This is a genomic window from Halalkalicoccus tibetensis, from assembly GCF_037996645.1.
Taxonomy (GTDB): domain Archaea; phylum Halobacteriota; class Halobacteria; order Halobacteriales; family Halalkalicoccaceae; genus Halalkalicoccus; species Halalkalicoccus tibetensis.
In genome coordinates this window covers 211,102-232,164 of record NZ_JBBMXV010000006.1, presented here as the reverse complement: position 1 = coordinate 232,164, position 21,063 = coordinate 211,102, and the positions used below count along the sequence as shown (strand labels likewise).

At 55.6% G+C, this 21,063-nt stretch carries 14 protein-coding genes and 1 pseudogene; 6 read left to right on the top strand and 9 right to left on the bottom strand.

The features are described from left to right. The first annotated feature begins 240 nt into the window (after nt 1–240). Complete coding sequence (locus tag WOA58_RS17540) at nt 241–2,163, top strand: archaea-specific SMC-related protein (protein ID WP_340605586.1); 1,923 nt, start codon at nt 241–243, stop codon at nt 2,161–2,163. An 81-nt stretch (nt 2,164–2,244) separates the two neighbouring features. Here the strand turns inward: WOA58_RS17540 and WOA58_RS17535 are convergent, their stop codons facing one another. Next, a complete protein-coding gene (locus tag WOA58_RS17535) occupies nt 2,245–2,763 on the bottom strand; it encodes an AmiS/UreI family transporter (protein WP_340605585.1) in 519 nt (172 codons plus the stop codon). Between the two features lie 228 nt (nt 2,764–2,991). On the opposite strand from WOA58_RS17535, the gene fmdA reads away from it, so the two are divergent. From fmdA to WOA58_RS17520, 3 genes and pseudogenes are all read left to right on the top strand, one after another. After that, nucleotides 2,992–4,251 carry a formamidase gene (fmdA, locus tag WOA58_RS17530; RefSeq protein ID WP_340605584.1) on the top strand — a complete coding sequence of 420 codons (1,260 nt, stop codon included), beginning with the start codon at nt 2,992–2,994 and terminating at the stop codon, nt 4,249–4,251. Nucleotides 4,252–5,087: 836 nt separating this feature from the next. Then, nucleotides 5,088–5,675: a hypothetical protein gene (locus WOA58_RS17525; protein ID WP_340605583.1), complete on the top strand. Its 588-nt coding sequence runs from the start codon at nt 5,088–5,090 to the stop codon at nt 5,673–5,675. A gap of 294 nt (nt 5,676–5,969) precedes the next feature. Next, nucleotides 5,970–6,692, top strand: a pseudogene (locus WOA58_RS17520) (cbb3-type cytochrome c oxidase subunit I); the annotation flags it as partial. Here the strand turns inward: WOA58_RS17520 and WOA58_RS17515 are convergent. Continuing rightward, entirely contained in the window at nt 6,640–6,972 is a 333-nt protein-coding gene (locus WOA58_RS17515) for a hypothetical protein (protein ID WP_340605582.1), read from the bottom strand. The pseudogene WOA58_RS17520 and the gene WOA58_RS17515 overlap by 53 nt on opposite strands. Further along, complete coding sequence (locus tag WOA58_RS17510; RefSeq protein WP_340605581.1) at nt 6,973–7,242, bottom strand: hypothetical protein; 270 nt, start codon at nt 7,240–7,242, stop codon at nt 6,973–6,975. 227 nt (nt 7,243–7,469) lie between these two features. Between WOA58_RS17510 and WOA58_RS17505 the strand changes: the two genes are divergently transcribed. After that, entirely contained in the window at nt 7,470–8,252 is a 783-nt protein-coding gene (locus WOA58_RS17505; protein WP_340605580.1) for a 3-oxoacyl-ACP reductase family protein, read from the top strand. A 1,670-nt stretch (nt 8,253–9,922) separates the two neighbouring features. Beyond that, entirely contained in the window at nt 9,923–10,555 is a 633-nt protein-coding gene (locus WOA58_RS17500; RefSeq protein ID WP_340605579.1) for a hypothetical protein, read from the top strand. A gap of 13 nt (nt 10,556–10,568) precedes the next feature. Here the strand turns inward: WOA58_RS17500 and WOA58_RS17495 are convergent, their stop codons facing one another. The 6 genes from WOA58_RS17495 to WOA58_RS17470 all read right to left on the bottom strand — a co-directional run bounded on the left by WOA58_RS17495 (nt 10,569) and on the right by WOA58_RS17470 (nt 21,029). Next, nucleotides 10,569–13,604, bottom strand: a complete 3,036-nt coding sequence (locus WOA58_RS17495) for a type IV secretory system conjugative DNA transfer family protein (protein WP_340605578.1) — start codon at nt 13,602–13,604, stop codon at nt 10,569–10,571. After that, nucleotides 13,604–13,870, bottom strand: a complete 267-nt coding sequence (locus tag WOA58_RS17490) for a hypothetical protein (RefSeq protein WP_340605577.1) — start codon at nt 13,868–13,870, stop codon at nt 13,604–13,606. The genes WOA58_RS17495 and WOA58_RS17490 overlap by 1 nt, the downstream gene beginning before the upstream one ends. After that, complete coding sequence (locus WOA58_RS17485; protein ID WP_340605576.1) at nt 13,870–15,246, bottom strand: hypothetical protein; 1,377 nt, start codon at nt 15,244–15,246, stop codon at nt 13,870–13,872. Before WOA58_RS17485 ends, WOA58_RS17490 begins: the two co-directional genes overlap by 1 nt. Next, complete coding sequence (locus tag WOA58_RS17480) at nt 15,247–18,828, bottom strand: VirB4 family type IV secretion system protein (protein ID WP_340605575.1); 3,582 nt, start codon at nt 18,826–18,828, stop codon at nt 15,247–15,249. Further along, nucleotides 18,825–20,441, bottom strand: a complete 1,617-nt coding sequence (locus WOA58_RS17475; RefSeq protein WP_340605574.1) for a hypothetical protein — start codon at nt 20,439–20,441, stop codon at nt 18,825–18,827. The genes WOA58_RS17480 and WOA58_RS17475 overlap by 4 nt, the downstream gene beginning before the upstream one ends. A 156-nt stretch (nt 20,442–20,597) precedes the next feature. Beyond that, a complete protein-coding gene (locus WOA58_RS17470) occupies nt 20,598–21,029 on the bottom strand; it encodes a hypothetical protein (RefSeq protein WP_340605573.1) in 432 nt (143 codons plus the stop codon). Nucleotides 21,030–21,063 lie beyond the last annotated feature (34 nt).

Below are 21,063 nucleotides of genomic sequence, written 5' to 3'. Positions count from 1 at the left end.
CGGTCCTTGCGATGAAAGCCGCCGATTCTGGCCTCGGCTCGTTACGGGATTTACTGCAGCGGGACTAGAAAGCGAGTTCGTACGCCGGAAGGCTCTCGGACTCAGAGACGAACGACGTTGAAGTAGGCTGACGTCGTCGGGACCGCCAACCGCCGCCGCTAGTAATCGCGCCCCAATATATACTATCATTGAAATATATCAATCGGTTTAAAACCGCCGAATTCGTAGAGCGGATATTCAATGGAAACCAGCAACGAGAAATCCTCTATCCGCCGATCGGCTTCGATTGACGTCACCGTAGAGCAGATGGGCGGCATCGACTCGACGGAGGTAACGTTCACACCCGGCGTGACAATCCTGACTGGACGGAACGCGACGAACCGAACGTCGTTCATCCGTGCAATCGCCGGCGGACTAGGCGGAACAGCGGGCACTCTCAAACGGAACTCGAAGCAAGGACGTGTCACCCTCACCATTGGCGAGAACAAGTACGGACGGCAATACATTCGTGACGGCACGCGAGTTCGAACAGAGGGAAATCCGTACACAGACCGATCGGATCTCGTCGACCTTTTCGTCTGTCTGCTCGAAGACAACCCGATCAGACAAGCCGTCCGTGGTAACGAGAACCTCTCGGAGTATCTGCTTGCCCCAGTCGACACCGACGAGCTGGAGCAACAGATCGCGACATTTCGATCGAAGCGGAACCAGATCGATGAACGTCTCAACGAAATTGAACGTGAGCGAAAACAGCTTCCGAGTCTCGAGAACCGACAGAGCGAACTTGAAGCGCAACTCGACGACGTGAACACCGCACTTGAACGGGCACGGGACGAACTTGACACTATCGACAGATCGTCGACGGACGATGACCAGGCTGAATCGCTACTGACAGAACTCGAGGAGACTCAGATCGAACTCGAGCGAACCGAATCTGAGATCGAAACACAACGATCAATCCGAGAGGAGCTGGCAGCGGAGCTGCGATCGGTTCGGCAATCTCTGTCCGAGATGGACGTACCAGAGGATCAGATCCCAGAGCTAACGCAAGAGATCGATCGATTACAGGTTCGGGAATCGGAGCTCTCGACGATGATCAACGAGCTCTCGACGATACTTTCGCAAAACGAACGAGTACTCGAGGGGAACGACTCCGTCGTCTCCGAACTCTCGAGAACGGTTGATCCGACAGACAAATTGGATCCGATGGGGCAGCGTCTCGAGTGTTGGACGTGCGGAAACGACGTCAAGCGCCAGGAGATCGCAACCCAATTCGAGAAAATCGAAGAACTCCTTGAGACGAAGCGATCTGAGCGAAAAGCGCTCCGGGAAACCCTTTCGAATCAACGCAATCAGTATGAGTCATTGCAGTCGAAAGTGGACGACCATCGCGAGCTTCTAGATCAGAAAGCAAAACTCGAAGAGGAGCTAACGCGGCGGTCCGAATCGATTGAGGAGCTCCGATCGACCGCAGCGGGTCACAGGGATGAAATAGCCGAGTTGCAGTCGGAACTCGAACCGATCGATGCGATCAGCGACGACGATCTGTCGGCTTACGAACGGCTGAGTGAACTGGAGTACGAGCGCGGGCAGCTCGAACAACAACTCAGCGAAACCAAAACCGAGATCAGCGAGATCGAGTATCAGGTTAGCAAATCGGACGACCTTGAGGCAAGACGCGAGACGATTATTGATCGAATCGAGTCGCTGCGATCACGCGTCGATGACCTTGAACGGAGTGTCATCGAGAGTTTCAACACACACATGGCGGAAGTCCTCGAGCGACTTGCCTACGAAAAGGTCGAACGCGTCTGGATCGAGCGGTTGGTCACGGACAACGAGACCCGTTTCGAGCTCCACATTGTCCGAACGGACGACGATGGGACTGTCTACGAGGACTCGGTGACACACCTCAGCGAGAGTGAACGCGAAGTCATCGGCCTCATCGTTGCGTTAGCCGGCTATCTAACTCACGAGGTACATGACCACGTCCCGTTGCTTCTGCTCGACTCGCTTGAGGCAATCGACTCGGAACGGATTGGAACGCTTGTCGACTATCTCCAGCGCTATACTGACTACTTCGTCCTTGCGCTGTTACACGAAGACGCCGAAGAGCTACCAGAGACATACGATCGGATTGACGCGGGAACGAGTCTCGTCTGACTGGGTTGCCTTTCTCGATACAAGTACTGTATCCTGGAGACAGGGGTAGGAGTCGATTGATGAGGTCGGTCAATCGATACGCTACGCCCACGGCCAGTATCCAGCCGCCATCAGGTATCCGGCGACTGCGGTAACGACTCCGACTGCCGCCGTGAACCAGCCGATTGGGTCGGTGAATTCTTCGCGCTGTAATCCGAGTAGGACGAAGAACGCCCCCCAGAGTACCGCCCAGATCCACCAGAGGAGAGCGAGTCCGAGGTCGCCACCAAGGAAGACCAGATACCCTGTGGGAACCGCGGTGACTGCGACGAATGCACAGTACCACCCGAACGATCGTTGGTCACTGACTCCGCGGTACGTGTTTGCACTGATCCAGAGATAGGTAAACGAGAAGAGCATCGTTCCAGCAGCGTCGAACGGAGTTCCGGCAGACCCCTCTCCAAAGCCCCACCAAATCACGATCAAGAAGGTGATCAGCCCCGTTAAGAAATTGAATACCGTGACGTCTTCGTCTGTTCCTCGTCCAAGCAACCAGAGTCCGTTGACAAAGAGGACCCCGCCCACAAAGAGGAGTCCCATTCCTAAGACGCTATAGACCATTGTGACCACTCCACCGTCTCGCAGCTGTTGACTGTTGCATGCCAATCAATAACATTATTTATCACCACTTATGCTTTGCTCTGCGCCGCGAATTCTTAACATCACTAAGCCTGTTAACGAGACGGGGATTAACAACACATAGGATGGTAAGCAAAACTGATGGAGCGTCGAAAAGAACGGCCGCATCCTAAGGTATAAGTAATATCGTGGATACAGTCAACGTGTACCATGCCAGAGACAATCTTCGAGGTAGACCCCGATTCACCACCGGACGAACAACCGAGTCCGATCGTCAATCGGTGGCACCCGGACGTTCCGCCAGTCGATACGATCACTCCCGGTGAGAAAGTCCGAATCGAGTGCCTCGACTGGACCGGTGGGCAAGTCAACAACGACGACAGCGCGAACGACATCCGAGATATAGAATTGGATCCGAACCACCATCTGAGTGGCCCGTTCGCAGTCGAGGGGGCCGAGCCGGGCGACATGCTCGTGGTGGATATCCTGGATCTCGGTGCGTTCCCCGACCGCGAGTGGGGGTTCAACGCCATTTTCGATCAGGAAAACGGCGGCGGGTTCCTGACCGAGCACTTTCCGGAAGCTCGCAAGAGTATCTGGGAACTGGACGGCGTAATGGCTAGTACGCGCCATATCGAGGATGTCAGCTTTCCCGGCTGTGCACACCCGGGGATTCTCGGCACCGCACCGTCACACGAGTTGCTCGAGGAATGGAACGAACGCGAACGTGCGCTCATCGAGCGTGGTACCGACCACGAGACCGCGGTTAACCATGAAACGGATGAGGAAGAGCCGCCGCTTGCTCTTCCGCCAGAACCAAACGACGTCCTTCTCGGCGACATGGACGAAGACCAAGTCGAGGAGGCCGCAAAGGAAGCCGCACGGACGATCCCACCACGAGAGAACGCCGGAAACTGCGACATTAAGAACCTCAGCCGCGGCTCACGTGTCTACCTCCCGGTATTCGTCGAAGGGGCGAACTTCATCACGGGCGACCTGCACTTCTCGCAGGGTGACGGTGAGATCACGTTCTGTGGGGCGATCGAGTTCCCTGGTTGGATCGACCTGCGAGTCAATGTCATCAAAAACGGGATGGAGAAGATGGGGACGGATTACGCCATGTTTAAGCCGGGATACATGGATCCAGACTTCTCCAACTACATCGTTTTCGAGGGGTACTCCGTCGACGAGGACGGCACGCAACACTACAAGAATGCCAACATTGGGATGCGCCGCGCATGTCTCGACGCCATCGACTACATGACGAACTTCGGGTACAGCCGGGAACAGGGATATATGCTCCTCAGTACGGCCCCTGTTGAGAGTCGGATCGCCGGAATCGTCGACCTGCCGAACACCTGCGTCACGGTCTCGGTCCCCGAGGAAATCTTCGACTTCGACGTCAACCCGGATCTCCTAGCCGATGGCGACATGAGCGCTGATCGAGGTGATGTCGCGAAGACCTCGTAGGAAGTTGCTGTCTGACGGATACTCGTGAGTGAACAACTCGGGAAAACGTTACCCGTCCATAAGCATTCCACGACAGGCGAATTATGATTTGTTCATAGATCGCGACGAGGGTATTCTATGAAGAGTACATCATCGCTGACGGGGGCATACCCAAACACTTATATGCTTCTGGATATAAGTATATATAACCAACGATCCGATCTCGGAAAAACCGGAGGTTCGATTCCTCCCAAGGGCATGACCGACTGCTCGGAGAACAGCTTGGAGGGTTTTTGTCTGAACTCGGTTCGGCGGCAGTATCGGGCGGAGTAGAAGCAGTTGCAGCATACGCCGTAATAAAAATAATGAAAAGTATATGTAAGGAAATCGATAAAAGGTACAGCATTTGTGAACAAGCGGCCGAATGGGGCACGACGGTCGTCAATAAAGTGGTGCCAGACCCTCTTCTCCGAGCGGCTACAATCTGAGTTGCAACACCATATTGACTGTTTCGACCGGCAGCGATCTGGCGAGAGTCCACGCGAAATACTTGACTTCGCGCGATCTCGATCCGAGGCTGTATCCGTTACTTTACTACGAACCGACGCACGACAACCGACTGGAACTTGACGCGCCCACGATTCGGTCGTCCAACACGCGAACGATGTCAATGTGCCCATGAACGAGGCTGTATACGCTCTCTTACGTCCCTGGACTGATCAAGCTGCGTAATTGGTTAAATTCCGCGAACTATCAGATGGCGTTTTCGTCGTAGGTGGACTACTGAGCGAATTCCGTGTGAATTGATATTGGCACCTACCTAACTATTAAATATTCAGAAAACAATCTCCCAAACGATGGAGCGCGAAAAAGAACTCATCATCCAACACATTACGGATGAAATTGTAGATAAAACAGAAATTAGTGAATCAGATCTCAGGTTAGATATAGAAAGAATAGTAGACAACGCCATTAATGTAAATAAATCCACGCCTATTGAGCATGTTATGACGAAGCCGTCGAGATCTTCTTCTCGAAAACCAAGGAACATAAATATTGAACTCGACATCTCAGATGCATTTAATTTACTGGCTGAGTCCTCTATCCTTCAATCTGAGTCTCCAGAGATTATTATGGGTACCACTCTTGGTCTTCTATGTTCAACGGTAGCAGAGAAAGCCAAAGTAACCCTCTCCGACGAGGCCGGGTTTGTTTATTGGGTCGCGTATGAAAACCACGATCTATGGGAAATCCCAAAAAGAGAGTTAATAACAAAATCAGTTGAAAAGACAGACAATATTCGGGCACGTATACACTTGAATGAACAGAAAACCACAGACGCTATTGATGAGTTAATTAGAAAGGAATGTATTACTATTGAAGAAAATGGGCAAGATCCTATTATCCTCCGCCTTCGAGAACGGTGCACGAGCAACTGGCAATAAGTCATATATCTACAAGATAATCTTCTCATCATTCCATCTTTTCCTCCTTCGTTGCATGATCGTAGTGCTTCAGTCAAGCACCACGAGTTTGATCGCCCGAAGCCCAGTATCTGCCAGTAGCGCGATGATCGTCCCGTTGTGCTCTTGAAGGTATATTGGAAAGGTATCGGAGAGGCAAGTATCGCGGATTTGTTCAGAGGTGAGCCAAGTCGCTGCCTGTTTTGAGCGCCTGATTTTCACGTAAAATCATGCATTCGTCTGACTAAGTAGCACACTTCTCTAAAGCAAATACAGGGCGAGAAGGCGATCCTCTTCGAGGTGTTCACGATCATGGGTGCAGGCATTGTCGGCGTCTCGCATCATTACTGGTGGGTCGGTCTGCCCGACGTATGGGTGCCCCTCGGGACGACGTTCTCGACGCTGGAGTTCGTCCCGCTGGTGTTCGTCCTGTATCGGAGTCTCGGGGAGTACCGCTCGCTTCGCGCACAGGGTGAGGACTTCCCGTATACGATTCCCTTCCTCTTCATTATCGCAAGTAGCGTCTGGAACTTCGTCGGTGGTGGGGTACTCGGTTTCTTCATCAATCTCCCGGTGATCAACTACTACGAACACGGCACCTACCTGACCGTGGCTCATGCTCACGCGTCGATGTTCGGCGCGTTCGGACTGCTCGCACTCGGGTTGGGGACGTACATCTTGCGGGTGGTCACGCCCGAGGACGCGTGGGATCCAGCGTGGTTCCGCGGGGCGTTTTGGCTGACGAACATCGGACTGGCGATCATGACTTTCGCCTCGTTGCTTCCCGTCGGCTTCGCCCAGCTCAAGGTGTCCTACTCGGAAGGATACGCTGTCGCCCGGAGTCTCGAGTTCTACGAGCGCCCGCGGATACAGGCATTGCTCTGGGCGCGCACGCTCGGCGACACGCCGATGATCCTCGGTGCACTTGCATTTACTGTCGGCGCGGTCAAGCACGTCTACGCAGCTCGAGGCGATAGAAAGCGTCAGGCGGTCGCGTAGCGGACGCTCCCAGCCATTGCAAGATTGAAATCCAACATACCTGGGGAGAAATGATCGACTGACAGTTGACGCCGCGGCCAACGTTGATCAGCTTGCCGAGACGCTTGATTGTCGCGTCCAAGTGCTCGATCTCGCCGAGTAGATAGTACACCGACCGACCGGGATCGTCCATCCCGTGCATGATCGCCTGATCGATCAGGTAGCGGAACACGGGCACGATCGTGCCAGACTGCCGCGTCGGATAGTCGAGTACCAAGACCCGTCCGTCTGGGTCGTCCATCTACTCTCGGATCGAGAAGTCGCCCGATTCGGCGAAATCTCCCACAAAGAGGTCTGTAATCTGCTGCTGGGCCGTCGCGAACACGGAGCCAGCCTGCCGTTCCGTTTCGGGGTTGATCGCGCTAGCGGCGGCCGTGAGGTCTTCGTGACCGTCTCTCGTCAGATGCTCGTGCATTTTCTGAGGGGTGTTCCGTAAGAAGAAGTCCACAAGCTCGGCGTTATCGGGATCTTCGAGCTCGCGTCGGAGGTACTTCAGGATCGCCGCGAACAACTGCCGAGGAGTAACAAAGATTAGTATGTCGTTAGTCTGGATCGCACCGGGTGAGAGAGGAAATGAATGACTGTCAATACCTCTGAACAGAAGACCCTCTTGCCGACAGAAACGGCGTACTGAAGAAAGAGCGCGTATTCACCATGAGGACTTCTCCCCGGTTGGTCTCCGTCATCTATTGTCTCACCACTTATTTCCCCTCTGCAGTCGAACAAAATACCAAGACAATGTCATTAGCTACGCAATACGTCGGCGAGCAGCCAGACACCGACCTCGAAGGAAAGACAGTCGTTGTGACCGGCGGCTCGCGCGGAATCGGTCGCAGTATCGCAGAAGAATTGGGGACCCGCGGCGAGAATATCGCAGTCAACTATCGCTCCTCGGAAGGCGAAGCCACAGACGTCGCCAGCCGCATTGAGCAGGACGGTGGCGACGCCATCACGGTGCAGGCTGACGTTGCGGACTTTGAGGCCATGCAGACGATGGCCGATCACGTCCACGACGAGTTCGGTGCAGTCGACGTGCTAGTGAACAACGCCGGTATCACGATGGATCACTCGTTCGAGAGGATGACCCCGGAAGAGTGGGAATCCGTCGTCGATATCAACCTGACGGGCGTCTTCAACGCGACGAAGGCGTTCTACGACGATATCAAGGACGCCAATGAAGGCCGTATTATTAACATCTCCAGCCTGATCGGGGAGCAGGGTAACGTCGGACAAGCGAACTACGCCGCCGCGAAGGCCGGTGTCCACGGTCTTACCAGGACGCTTGCCAAGGAGCTGGCCCAAACTGGTTCAACCGCGAACTGCGTCTCGCCGGGCTTCACAGAGACCGATATGTTCGCCAATGTCCCCGAGGATATCCAGGAGAATATCCGTGATGACATCCCGCTTTCCCGCTTTGCACAGCCCGAGGATATCGCAGCTCTTGTTCGCTTCCTTGCCTCCGAGGAGTCGGGATACATAACGGGGCAGGTACTTCCGGTCTCCGGCGGGCAAAATTTGTAAACGGCCAATGTGACGGTAGTGTCGATAAGTCTTCGTGAGGGTTTGGAGAAGACATTTCGATCCAACGATCAGATAGTGACCGGCTGTATTTCACACCTATTTGTCTATCTGCAAATAGTCGCTGAGGTTCCACCCGTTCTGGGCGCTGGTACGGCAGTCCTGTGGTGAAATATGTCTCGAAGAGTCCTTCCTTCGATAGGAGGGGGTCCACCACTGCTATCGAAGACTGGGGTCCCCTAGTGTGCTCCCTTGAGGTTCACTTCTTTCGTAGGCAGTTCTGCTATTGTTGATCCAGTGAGTGCAGACTAGAGAACGGGTGACAAGCACGATAATCAACTAGCCACAGCAAGATGATGGCTCAAACGATTTAGTAGAGCAAAGCGGATGTCGTGCTCGCGGAGATTGCTGGAGAGATACGGCGCCATCTGATTGTCTGTTTCCATTCTCCTCTTCCTTGTTCTACCCTCTCTTCTTGCTGGGGGAGTCAGAGAGCTATCGCCTGCTGGGACTGGGAGTCCCACGTCATAGTTCAGTTTTCACTGACGGACTGGTACTTTACTGAGCTGTGGCGGTGATAGCGCTGTTGTCGACCTGTCTGGCTGTCAATGGTGCTATTCCTCTTGGGAGTTGGACAGCTGTTCTGTGACGGTGTCACTGCTGCTACTGGTGCCGCTCTTCGCTGTGCTGGTACTATCGAGGCGACGGGTCCTTGGCACAACCTTTCTTGCGAGCAGCTTAGCTGGCTGCGGAGTCGTCGATTCGGCTGTTAGTGTGCTTAGTGTCACTGATGCTGTTGGCTGCCGGTGACTGCTTGTACCTATTTCGCTGATGAGGTACCCCACTTCTAAGACGGATGGATACCCAGGCCATGCTGCAACCGACTTAGAGCTCTTGTGTCGAGGTATCTCCTGTTCTTCTGTCTTCGCTCGTGGGGACCCCCACACTGCATCGTTCTTCCTGGACCCCTGCCGGTGCTCGCTCACCTACCAAGCAGTGTGAAACTCGTGGTTCCTCCCCATCGTCTTATAGAGAGTCTTCTGTACCAGTGAGACTATCGACTATCCGGAGTACTGGACTAAGCTTGCTCCTGTTCTGTTTGACACAGCACTTCCGATGAACAACTCCCTATCCCGATAATTTCTGAGACACGCCTCTATCGAGATAAAGATCCCTTTGCTTCGCACTAATCGACTCCCCATTGCTGCTGTATCGCCTCTTGCTTCCTTAGTACTGGATTGGTCCTATCTAACCGCCTTCTCAGAGCTATTTGATTTCTCTCGGATCGAGTAGGCTTTCTCTTTCATTATCTAGTTCACTGTTATGGGGACCTGCTCTTGTTCAGGTGCTCTCGACCTGAGGACTCCCCCTTGTCTGAGTTTAGTCTGACTCCCAGTTTTGCTGTCTCGAGATGGACTCCGGTGAGTGCTATTCAGTGGTTCATCTACTTTTTCTGAGGATCTGTTGGCTCGCCTGTGCACCAGCCCCTGGGGGTATCCTTTGTTTCGACCTACTGGGTACCTTTCCCGACTCTTAGCTAACGCGTCGCCTTCCTATCCGAGAAACGCCGAGAAATACTCGAAGAAATATCCCTCCGAGACTCTTCTCGAAGAACTCTTCTCCAAGAATATTCTTGAAGAAGATATATCTGTCTGGTTCTAATATGATTCGATATGAGTACTGCCGCTGACTCGCTTGACTGGAAATCAATCGAGATCCTTCGCGCGCTTGCCGACGCCGAGACAGCACTCACCACAACGGAGGTCCGGGAGGCAACCGACCTTAGCGAGAATCGGATTGTCCTCTATCGAATTTCTGAGTATTTGGAGCCACAGGGGCTGGTTTCAACCCATCAACCCGCGGCCACTGGGACGGTCGTTCCCGCTAAAGAAATAGAGCTCACAGAGTCCGGACGAGAGTTTACGACTGATCTCGAGACAGCGGACAAGACTGGGCTGACACTCTCCGATCTCCCAGAAAAAGTACACCAACTGTCGGAGCGAGTCGATACAACTCAGGCGGAGATTGATCGACTTCAGTCACAAGATCAGTCTGCCAATGACGCCACTCTCGAAGAGCTGAGTGAACAGGTCCAAGACCAACAGGAACAGTTAGCCCAACTCGCCCAGACCGTCGCCACTATTGATGCGGAACCACACGGAGCGTGGAGTGAAGACCAGCAAGAAGAGTTCCGCCGACTTCAACTGGGTATGTATGCACTGCGGGATTACCTCTTCGACGAGACGGATCTCGATCCAGAACGCCTCGAGGAGTATCTCGATGATGTGACAGTCAATAGAGCGTGACGAAGTACGGACGTTAACGACCTGACCAGGCAAAGCTCACTCCATCGTCTTCATCCTCCTCCTCCGATGGTTCCTGCTGCGGTGGCGCTTGAGCTTGCTCGTCAGCATCCTTCGTCTCTGCTTCCATATTGGTAGAATCGTCTGCTGATTCCTTCGTATCCGCTTTCTCTTTTGTATCCCAGGCAGTGTTCGTGGGTAGCAGCGGCCGAGTCTCGCCCTGTTCGCAGATCATCGGCTCGGTGTATTCCTTCGTGTCGTCGTCGGGGAACACCACGAACAGGAAGTCCTCCGGTGTCGGCATCCGGTCGAACTCGTTTTCCGGGATGAATGGTGCTCGAACCACCATCCAGTCGTCTTCTAACTCTTCTCGGGAGCCATAGACCAGCTTTTCACCGCTGGCTCGAACCGTATACTCTTGATCAGAGGCATCGTACACAGAGTAGGCTGGGACGTCTGATTTCGAAGGGTTAGCCGCCGCCTCATGGCTCTCGAAACGGGCATGTTCAGTACCGTCTTCATCACTCATCACGACCTCTTGGCTCTCCTCACGCCAGACGAGATTAGCCTCACTCCGCGGGCGCAAGGCGTAGGTGTCCGATGCGACAGCGAGGGTTTCGACTTTGTTGTAGAACGTCCGATTGTCTCCCTCGTCAACGTCAGCAGCGAACGTCATCCGATCGTAGTTGATCGTCCGATTCGCCCCTCGGCCTGTGGTATCGTAGATAATCCCTTCGCCACGCCGCGGCCAGTAGTCGAATCGGCCGTGCTTCGCACTCCCGTCCTTACAGGCAAAGACGCATAGCTTGTGCTCATCGATTGCTTTTCGGAGGTTCGTTAGTGTCTGCATTGGCTTCTCTAACGTCGAGGTCTCGGCCTCGATGCTGATGTTCAATCCATCCGTAAGTTCAGCGAGGTAGGGATACTCCTCTGCAAGTTGCTCCTCTCGGGCATGGACCTCGCGGATATTCTCGGCTGCCATCGGATCGATTGGGAGATCGGCGATTCCATCTGGATCTTCCTCACCCTCTTGGGTGGGGAGTTCGACGAACATGCCGAGCTTCGTGAACGCTCGATACGCTTCGGTGAGCACCCAGCGGTGTTCGTCGCCGCCACCACTTGCACTGCTGCCGGTATCCTGGGCTAACCCTGCGTACTCGAGACCTTCTGGTGTCACCTTCATCACCGAGTCACCATCTCGACGCTGCCGTTGAAGATACTCGTCGGGTGCCTGTTCGATTACGTTTGAGATTTCCGAAGAGAAGCCGAGTTCACCAGCTCGGCGTCGCCACTCGTCTTTCACCGCTTTGCTCTCGACAAATTCACCGATCGCATCCTGTTTGATCTGCACTGTATAGGCCGCTTCGTACAGTGCTTGTTCGGCTGGGTCGCTTGTGACGTCGACTTGTTCGTCGCTATCGTCACTGGCACCTGCTTCAGCGTCTCCGGATGAAATCGCTCCCCCGGCATCGAAGTGCATCTCGTCGAGAATCTCCTCGCCACTTTGGACTGGCGAGCCGTAGTTTTCAAGCGAGGTGATGATCAGCTCGTAGGCTTCTTCAATCGTGTGCCGTGGTGGGTATGGAGGGATCAACTTCGCCAGGAATGGATCATCCTCGCTATTGAGTTGGGTCTGGGCGTGGTAGTCGGGCGTTCGCTGCAGATCTTCTGTATCCATTCCCCCGAATCGGTTTGCGATCTCGCGTGCTTCTTCGGGATGATTCGGTGTGAGCGAGAGAATCGTGTTGCAATTGGATATAATTGCATCTGCCGCATCGTCCGGGAGAGACCGCAAGACCTGCGTTGAAAGCATGAGTCCGAGCTTCTTCGAACGAGCTTCCATCAGCATCGTCTCGATCTCGTCGCCATCAGTGAGGACCGAGTGACACTCGTCGATCGCGAGGAAGAACGGTGCATACTCGCTGCCGACGTCATCCATCCCAGCGAGCTCCATCATCTGCTGTTCGGAGGGGTCTTTCCGAGAGGTAACGGCCGTCCAGATGCCGCTGACGACTGCGTTGGCGGTCATGATCTTTGCTTCCTTGGGTAGGTCGTTGTTGACGATCAGGATCTTCTGCTCGTTGACGATTTGGCCCAGCGTGACCTCGGCGCCACGCATCGCGATGATCTTCCGGGTGATCGGATTCTCAACCCAGTCCTTCAGCCGCCCGAGCAAGGGATCAAGTTCGTCGTCACTGAGTTCCTCGGCGATTCGTCGGGTGAATCCCTCGAGGAACATGATGTCATCGTCGTCGATCGAATCCCCGATCAGGTCCGCGTACTGCTGGCGATTCTCTTCCTCAAGCAAGGCATAGTAGATCTCGATGATGGTGAATTCTTCCTCGTGACGGGCCATTCCACGGATCATGTTTTTCGCGATCCGGTCCATGCGTGGCCCCCAGTACTCACCGGCTGCGAGCAACTCGATGAGGTCGGCGACGATCCATTCAATCTCCTCATCAAAACCGGATTCACCGGGTTCGTGGTAGGTATCGAGAATATTGAATCCAATCTGGTAGGGAACGTCCTCGCCCGTCTCCTCATCTTCAAGCGAGTAGTAGTCAGCTCCAAGGTCAACGTAGACGACGTCGTCCCAGCGCCATTTCGGGACTCGGCGGAGAAGATCGTAGATATCGTCGCCTTTTGGGTCGACGATCGCGACGCCATGCCCGCCCATCATGAGTTGGGTGACGCTGTTGTAGATTGCAGTCGTCTTCCCTGTCCCTGTGCTGCCGAGATAGGCAATATGGCGGAAGGCCCGGGAGAATTTGACGCCGAATTCTCGACCCGTCCGTTCGGAACACCCGACCCAGACGGGTTGTTGAGGCTTTTTAGCGGCATTCTCGATCATCGCTCGGGGCCATTCGCCGGCGTAGGTTTCAACTTCGTTGGAGACTTCGTCGATGCGTTCGATCCACCATTCCTTGCCGTTGATCCGTTTTGGTTGGGTTGGGTCGTATTCTCCTTCGATTGTCGCCTGGGTCGTCTCGCTACTCTCATCCTCTTCAGTATCGGCACTACTGTCGCTGGTGACTGAATTGAACAGTCCCATTAGTTGTCGCCCTCCGTTGATTTTGGCCGGTCACCTTCATCCGATCGCTCGGTCGACTGACGTTGCTGTTCGAGTTCTATGGGTGCTGTGAGTTCTTGAGTATCTGGTGGGAGCTGATCGATTGCATAGACCCACTGCTCTGGGTCTGCTGTCATTGACCGATCCGAAGCCTCCCATTTGGTCGCGGGCTTTACCCAGTCATCGAAGCGAGGCGAGTCGATTTCTGAATCCGGTTCGTTGTCGTCGGCTGCATTGGATTGTGGCATTAGTAGACTGCCTCCGTACCGTTCGGTTGCGATGACTCGGTCTGTTCGTCAGCTGGCTGCGTTTCTTGGTCCTGCTCTGTCACTGCTGCAATCGCTGCTTCCGTTGGTTGGGACTGCTCAATCGCGTAGATCCACTCGTCCGGATCCCGCTTTACCGACCGGTCCGGCGTATCCCACCCAATTGCTGGGCTCAGCCACTCGCTGAAGCGCGGTGAGTCCGCTGGGACGTCTCCAGCATTCGAGGTCCGAGTCCAACTGACGTTCTGGGTGTTGATCGACTCGTTCGGGACGTGAACTACGCCCGCCGCGGTTCGGACGCCCATCGTCATGCCACGGTCGACGTATTCGCGGCGCATCGCCAGCTGGACAAGCTTCAGGAGGTCCTCGCCGCTCATCGGGACACAATCGAATCCCTGCTGAGTATCCGAATCGTAGTACCCTTCGAACATATCGGCCGTCTCGTCGACGCGGCTAATCGCAATCTCTGGGTCTTGACCGACGGCTACAATCCGAATATTGACTTCGTAGCCCTTCTGCCCGGCCTGACGACGAACGGCGTCAGCAGCCGCTGTGGTCTTCTTGTTCTTGCCACGTTTCTGCGTACGGGCTTCCGTGAGGTCGATGCCCTCCTTTGAGACCATCTCGCGAACGATGTCTTTGGTATCGGCGGGCTGGACGTTCTCCTCGAGATCATCGGCAACGTCGTGGATCGAGGGCTCTAGCACGCCACCCTTGTACCAGTCGCTTGGCGCCGGGCGGAAGATGACTTGCGTCGCGACGTTGGTAACCGTCTCAGCCTCGCGCTCGCCGACCATCTCGCTGGTGATCGAACCGTAGGGGTCGTTCTCGAAGCCCTCAACGTCGATGTGTTTGATCGGGTAGTAGCGTTCCTTCTTGCCTTGGAGTTTCAGCTCAAGACGAGCGGCAGCCAGATGCCAGTCCTCGCGGAAGGGGAGGAGTTCGGGCTCGGGCAGTTCGTCCACTTCGATGTGGCTGTCGGGGTAGAACGTCTCCAGTTGACGGGACAGGCGGCTCTGATACTTTTCGCCCCCCATGACCCACTGGAAGCCGATCTGCTCGTTGATGTTCCGTATCTCGAAGGCGTGCGCCGGGCGCGAGTCCGTGCTGGTCCCAGTCCGCATCGGGTGGACCGACGTCAGGAGATCGACGGCCTTCGGAATCCCACCGCCCTCTTTGTGTGGAAGGACGTGGACTGCACGACGTTCGGCGCGGGCGTCCTCGAGTTCGTCGATCACGCTGTCGGTCAACTGCAGCGTGTCGTAGGCGTCCGATCCGCCATCGCGAAGGGCCGGGACCTTCCGGGCGACTGATCGGCGAATATCATCACGGATCAGCGCTGAGGCGATCCGGCCCATTTAGTCGTCCCCCATAGCGCTAACGTCGGTGCGTTGCGGGCCTTGGTTTTGCTCGACAGCGTCTTCAGCCGTGTTCGTGCCCGTTGCTGTGATCTCCGTGTCGGCGGCGGCCTCGCTATCTACTGTCGGGGCGAAGCGCCACTCGCAGATGTCGTCGTGCTCAAGGAGATACGAATAGAAATCCTCGCCGTGCTCGGAAGGATCGAACTCCGTGACAACGGCTTCGCGAGGATTCTCCTCGAAGTCCATCTTCACCTTCAGTGGGTACGTGCCCTTGTCCGAAACCCGGAGTAGTGCCGTCGAGTATCCCAGTTCACGATTGCCGGGCTCCGCATTTCGAATGAATCTGGCCTCATCCGACGTGAGACCAATTTCTTCGGCCCACTCATCGCTCATATCCTCCTGGTGGAAGATCTGGGTCGGCATGTTCTCGAAGAGTACCTGGGCGTTGTCGGTCAGATGCGTGTTCCCGTCGGCATCCTCGCCGAAGAAGTCCTTGAACGACTGGGTAGCAACACCGAGCGAGAGGTCCCAGTGGCGCCCATGGCGAAATTTCTGGTTGAGCGACTTCTGGGCCAACGAATCCCGCAGCATATAGTGAAACTCGTCCATGAAAATAATCGAGGGGATGTCGATCGTCTTGACCATCTCATAGAAGAGGTCGTAGACGACCTGCATGGTGAGGCCGATCGACGTGCTGGCCTCCTGTTGCTGCATATCCACGTAGAAGAACGTCGAATCCTCAAGATCGATGTTCGTCTGCTTGGTGAAGTGCTCGTATTCGCCGCCGGGCAGGAACGGCTGAATGTCGTTGTTGATGATGTCGACCGCCGTCTTCTCACGTTCGTCGACTTTCCGCTCAGACGGTTCCTGACCGGGCTTCGAGCGAACCCACTCTTCGGGCTCCTCAGTCATTTCGTCGATAATCTCGATTGCGTCGAGTGGTGTCGGGCAATCACCTGAGTAGCCCTGCTGCCGACGATAGTCTGCTGAGTGAGTTACTGGGTCGTCTTCGATCCCGTAGCGTTCGGCTGCCTCTCGAATCGCCATACGCCAGATCCCTTTCTTCTCGGCAAAATCCAGGCCCTCGTCGGCGTAGTACATCTCGACGAAGTCCATACACCCCTCTAACCAGTGCTTGTAGGGCGCGCCCTTCCCGATCGTCGCGAGCTTCTCCTCGGGTGTTGCCTCGATATGGAACGGGTTGATCCCAGTGTCGCCACCCACAACAAGACGCTCACCGTCATGGACGGTCGCGAGGTTCGCATACTCCTGGAGCGGATCGATGATAATCGTCATCAGATCATCGCGATAGACCGTATTCAGCCGGCCGAGGATCTCCGTCGCGGTCGTCGTCTTTCCACCGCCCTTCTTGGTGAAGATGCCGAAATCGAAGCCGGTCTTGCGGTTCCAGAGGTCTAAGTAGAGCGGCTCGTTCGTGTGCATGTTGATGCCGAACTCGACGCCGTTGGGCTCGTGCAGGTTCCGAGACGTCCAAGGGAACTCGCGAGCAACGCCGTCAGCAAACATCATGATCGGCTCCTCGAGCTTATCATCACACGCAGGCGCGACCGACTGCCAGCCTTCGAAGTGATGAGCTGTTTCCTGGCGAGCTTCAGCCCCTTCGTCGTTCATCATCGAGTTGATGTGGTCGATCGTGCGACCGAGTGCTTCGGGGTCATCGCTACGGAGTTCGATATGCGTGTTCGTCTCGAAGAGGTCGTATTCGGAATCTTGGTTCGCCTGGACCATCTCCTTGGCCTCGTCGTGCTGCTTGCGATAGGTCTGGAGAAACATCGGCAGGCGCGAATCCTCGGCTTTCTCCTTTTTGTCTTGGAGCTGGTCTTCCGTGTCAGCGAGGTTGACCTCGGCACGCTGCTGGTCGATCGGGTTGATGTGAGTCGCGACGTTTACGGCGACACCGGGCTCGTGCTCTCGGAGAATTGGCTCGAGAATGCCCATTTTCGGGACGGCCGGCCACTCACGGATCGAGAGCGTTTTGCTGTAGACGGTGTTGTCGATCGTGATCCAGTTCTCGTTGCCGCGGTAGACGCCGTCTTTTGGCCCGACGACGGTCTGATAGTGGTCGATCAGCTGTTCTTTGGTGAGGATGACGTCAGCGACGGGATTGTCGTTTATTTCTGCGACCCGGTCGGCGAACGAGCTAGCGGCACTCTTCGCCGTATTAACGAGGTCATCGTTGCTGTGGTCGTCGGACTGGTCACCAGGTGCAGGGACTGTATGGCGACCACCGTCGTCATCCTGATCAGCCATCGGCGAGGCATTACTGGGTGCTTCAGGTTCGACCATACCGCTGGACTCTCCAAGCGGGCTGCTGGGGAGATCTTGAAGGTGGTCGTGATCAACGCCGTACATCGCTGTTCCCTCGCTTGAAGTCGGCTTTGGTGAGAGACGAACGACATCGGCAAAGTCAGCATTCGCGTACGCGTTAGCCGCCTGGTAATGGTCGGCAAAGACCTGTGAGAGCTCCGTCGAGGAGAGAATCCGGGTGCTAATGTCCTCGATCGTTCGGAGATCCGATTCGAGCGTTTCGAGCTTGTTCTCGAGGCGTTCGACCATTACCTGCGTGTGGTCGCCTTCCTGACGGAGGTCACGGAGCTCCTTGTGCTTCCAGAGCCGCCCCAGCAATGGAACGTTCGCCATTCCACCACCCGCCTCGACGTTGTCTTCGGTCACAACGTCCGCGGGTTCGATCTTGACTGTGACGTAGTAGTTGCGCTTGAGCGTCGTCACGTCGTACAGGTCGATCACACCTTTGCGCTCGTCGGCGAGGTCAGCGCCGACCAACAAGCCAAGATCTTCGCGATCGATCTCACCGCTCCGGGCCTTTCGGTAGGCTGTGTCGATGTCGCCGTGTTTCGCTGCAAGCTGGTCTAAGAGTTCTTGCTCGCGATCGTCGTAGGTGCCCATCCGATCGCCGTAGTCGACGGCCCGCATCTTCGAGGTGAACTGCGTCCGGGCAGTGACCGACGAGTCGATCACGTTCGCGAGACGCTCCACACGACGTTTCCAGTGGCCTTCGTTAGCGACGGCCATCGCTGCCGGGCGGACCTTGATCGCGCCGATCACGCCCCCGTCAGTGGTTTCAATGACCGGCGAGTTATGGAAGGGGCGAGCGACCTGAACAGCGTCCTGGGAGCGTTCTTCTTCATCAACACCGATCCCGCGGATATTCCGCATGATCGGCCAGCGAACGATCCGGCCGGGCAATGTCTCGTTCTGTGGCTGTTCCTTCTTACTGCCGTTTCGTGCACTAAGCATGGTGTGTTGTCGAGTATGATGAACGAGTAGTCGCCGCAGGTGTTCGTGGACCGAAAGGTGGTTCGGCGTGTGAAACGAGGCGATGACCGCGCCGAAGAATACGCTGACCGCCAGGAGGTAGAACGGACTTCGATAGCCCGGTGGAACGTACATGTCGGCTCCAAACCAGACCATCGAAGCGGTGCCGCCACCCGCGTAAATTGCGACTTTTGAGACGCCGGCGATTCGCTGGCCGGTCAGCCGATTCGGGAGGACTTTCCTGGTGTCCGATGCGCGTTGCTGGTCGGTTTGCGTGCTCATGATGGATTATCAGCGCGAAGGCGTCGGTATCGCTCTCGTCGGCGAGCGTCAATGCTGCCGGCATCGCGAGTACTGCTGGCTGGTATCGATTTCGAGGATGACGCTGATCGATATCTCGAGGTCGTCGACGAAGTGCTGCGGGGCGTGTACCCACCGTCAGTCGCTGTGGGATTGCGACGTGAGGATCGAGTGCTCGTCGACGACGTCTGATTGGCGGCGTCCCTGCGGCGACGCTGTTGCTGCTGGTCGTTTTCAGCACTCCGACTGTACCGCGAAACGGGATTGATGTAGCCGCCACCGCGCTTTGCTGCGGACTTTGCAGCGCCACCGACCGCACCCGTCGGAACGTATTTTCTCGCGGCGCCCGCGCTGGCTGAGAGGACAGATCCCTTCATGACAACCGCTGCGAGTGAACCGCCCAGGAATGAAGTCTGGACGAACAGTGGGATGCCAACCGCGAAGGCAAACAGCCCGATTGTCGCTGCGAAGTTCGTCAGTGACCCAGCTGGCCCCATTCCAAAGTCGAAGCCGACATGGTAGGCTGTCGAAAGCAGGAGTGCTGTCGGCCAGTTCATCACCAGCAGGCCGATATACTGCCAGAACAGCACTGAGAAGGCTGCCTTCGATGCTTTCGGACCGAAGTACATTCCGACGAGGATGATCGGCAGGACCGTCGGCATGAAAAATAAGATCGCCTGCCGAGCACCGTGGATGAACAAGAGGCCGATCCCAATGTTCCACGAGGCGAAGTACGCACCGAGCAAAACGGCGAGTGGACCGGAGGCAAGCTCGAGTTCGGCTGTTCCAGTCACCCCGGAACCATTCAAGAAGTCCTCCCCTTGCGGAAGGAACCACATTGTCACCGCATCGGAGACGTGGTGCAGGAGTGAGGCGACGTTCCAGGCAAACAGCACCAACGCCGCTGCACCGAACATGCCAAGCAGTACTGACCATACTCGCTGGCCGGTCAACGGTGAGAATGGGACGACAAAGAGTGTGAACCCGATGAATCCCAGGATCATGAACTGAAACACTGGCGGCAGGATCATCTGCATATAGACCTCCTCATAGAGGTCGCTGTAGGTCTCACCGACCGGCTGGCCGAAGATACCCTGCCAGCCGTCGTTTTCTGGGGTTGGGGTCCCCAGCATATTGTTGAAGACGTTATCGATCAGGAGCTCGACACCGACGTACATGCGCTCGATGGACCACTCAGCGAGCGCCTCAGCGTTGTCTTCCGGCGAAAGGTTTGGTCCAAGTTCACCGCCGCCGACTTGTTCAGTGTCGCCTGCAGTACTGTCTCCACCGTCGTCCACAGCACCTCCACTTTCTTCATCAAGTTCCTCACTGTCGATATCTTCTTCATCGACATCGATCGGAAGATCCTCTATGTCCTCTTGCTCTTCGGCCGACAGCGACGACTCTTCGTCGCTCTCCCCTTCTTGTCCTTCTTCCTCATCTTCAGTTTCGACAATGCCATTATCTTCATTTTCGTCTTCATCAGAAACGCCGACGGAGATCTCGTCTGTGTCTTCTTGTTCATCTTCGTCCTCAAGGAGCTCCTCGTCTTCAGGCTCCTCGATCTCGATTTGGAGGGACGTGCCGTCAGTCACTGTCGAAGAGACAACTGGCGTCCCAGCTGCCACACTCGGCAGACACGCGAGACTAAGAGCGACACAGAGGATACCGAGTGCCAGGCGCCGATTCGAGTTGAAGTGCATTATTAAGGATTGTGGAGGTCACTCGATCGAATCCGTGAAACGGGACTCTTACTCAACGACGCTCGAGCAGCTTTCGCCACCGGCACCGGCAATCTCGAAAGTCATGCCGAAAAACTGCGTTCCGACGACGAAGGCGATCGCCGCACCGAACGATAGCAACACCATCGTCAAGCCGATCGCACTCTGACCGGCGAAAATTGGAGTCAGACCCCACATGGCAACGCCGATCAGGAACGCTAAGAACAGCAGTGTCGTGCCGTAGTTGATCAACATCGTTTCGATCGCGACCAACAGTTCGCCAGCCGGATCATCACAGTATTCTTGGGCTGCGGCTGGTGTCGTCGCGATAACGAGCAGTACTACCAGCGCAACCCCTACTGCAACGTACTGTGTCGGGATCCTCGAACATCGGCGTTTGACTCGGACGATGGGTGTTTGCACTGACTCGGTGTTCGTCTGCTGTGTGTGCGTTGAGTTCATGTCTACGGGTGAATTCACTGTCTCAAAACCTCCG

Excerpts from the sequence above, each read along its gene's own strand:
- WOA58_RS17540 (WP_340605586.1), top strand. The coding sequence starts at position 241 with ATGGAAACCAGCAACGAGAAATCCTCTATCCGCCGATCGGCTTCGATT.
- WOA58_RS17505 (WP_340605580.1), top strand. The coding sequence starts at position 7,470 with ATGTCATTAGCTACGCAATACGTCGGCGAGCAGCCAGACACCGACCTC.
- WOA58_RS17480 (WP_340605575.1), bottom strand. The coding sequence starts at position 18,828 with ATGAGCACGCAAACCGACCAGCAACGCGCATCGGACACCAGGAAAGTC.
- WOA58_RS17495 (WP_340605578.1), bottom strand. The coding sequence starts at position 13,604 with ATGGGACTGTTCAATTCAGTCACCAGCGACAGTAGTGCCGATACTGAA.
- WOA58_RS17500 (WP_340605579.1), top strand. The coding sequence starts at position 9,923 with ATGAGTACTGCCGCTGACTCGCTTGACTGGAAATCAATCGAGATCCTT.
- WOA58_RS17490 (WP_340605577.1), bottom strand. The coding sequence starts at position 13,870 with ATGCCACAATCCAATGCAGCCGACGACAACGAACCGGATTCAGAAATC.
- WOA58_RS17535 (WP_340605585.1), bottom strand. The coding sequence starts at position 2,763 with ATGGTCTATAGCGTCTTAGGAATGGGACTCCTCTTTGTGGGCGGGGTC.
- WOA58_RS17525 (WP_340605583.1), top strand. The coding sequence starts at position 5,088 with ATGGAGCGCGAAAAAGAACTCATCATCCAACACATTACGGATGAAATT.
- WOA58_RS17515 (WP_340605582.1), bottom strand. The coding sequence starts at position 6,972 with ATGGACGACCCAGACGGACGGGTCTTGGTACTCGACTATCCGACGCGG.
- WOA58_RS17485 (WP_340605576.1), bottom strand. The coding sequence starts at position 15,246 with ATGGGCCGGATCGCCTCAGCGCTGATCCGTGATGATATTCGCCGATCA.
- WOA58_RS17470 (WP_340605573.1), bottom strand. The coding sequence starts at position 21,029 with ATGAACTCAACGCACACACAGCAGACGAACACCGAGTCAGTGCAAACA.
- fmdA (WP_340605584.1), top strand. The coding sequence starts at position 2,992 with ATGCCAGAGACAATCTTCGAGGTAGACCCCGATTCACCACCGGACGAA.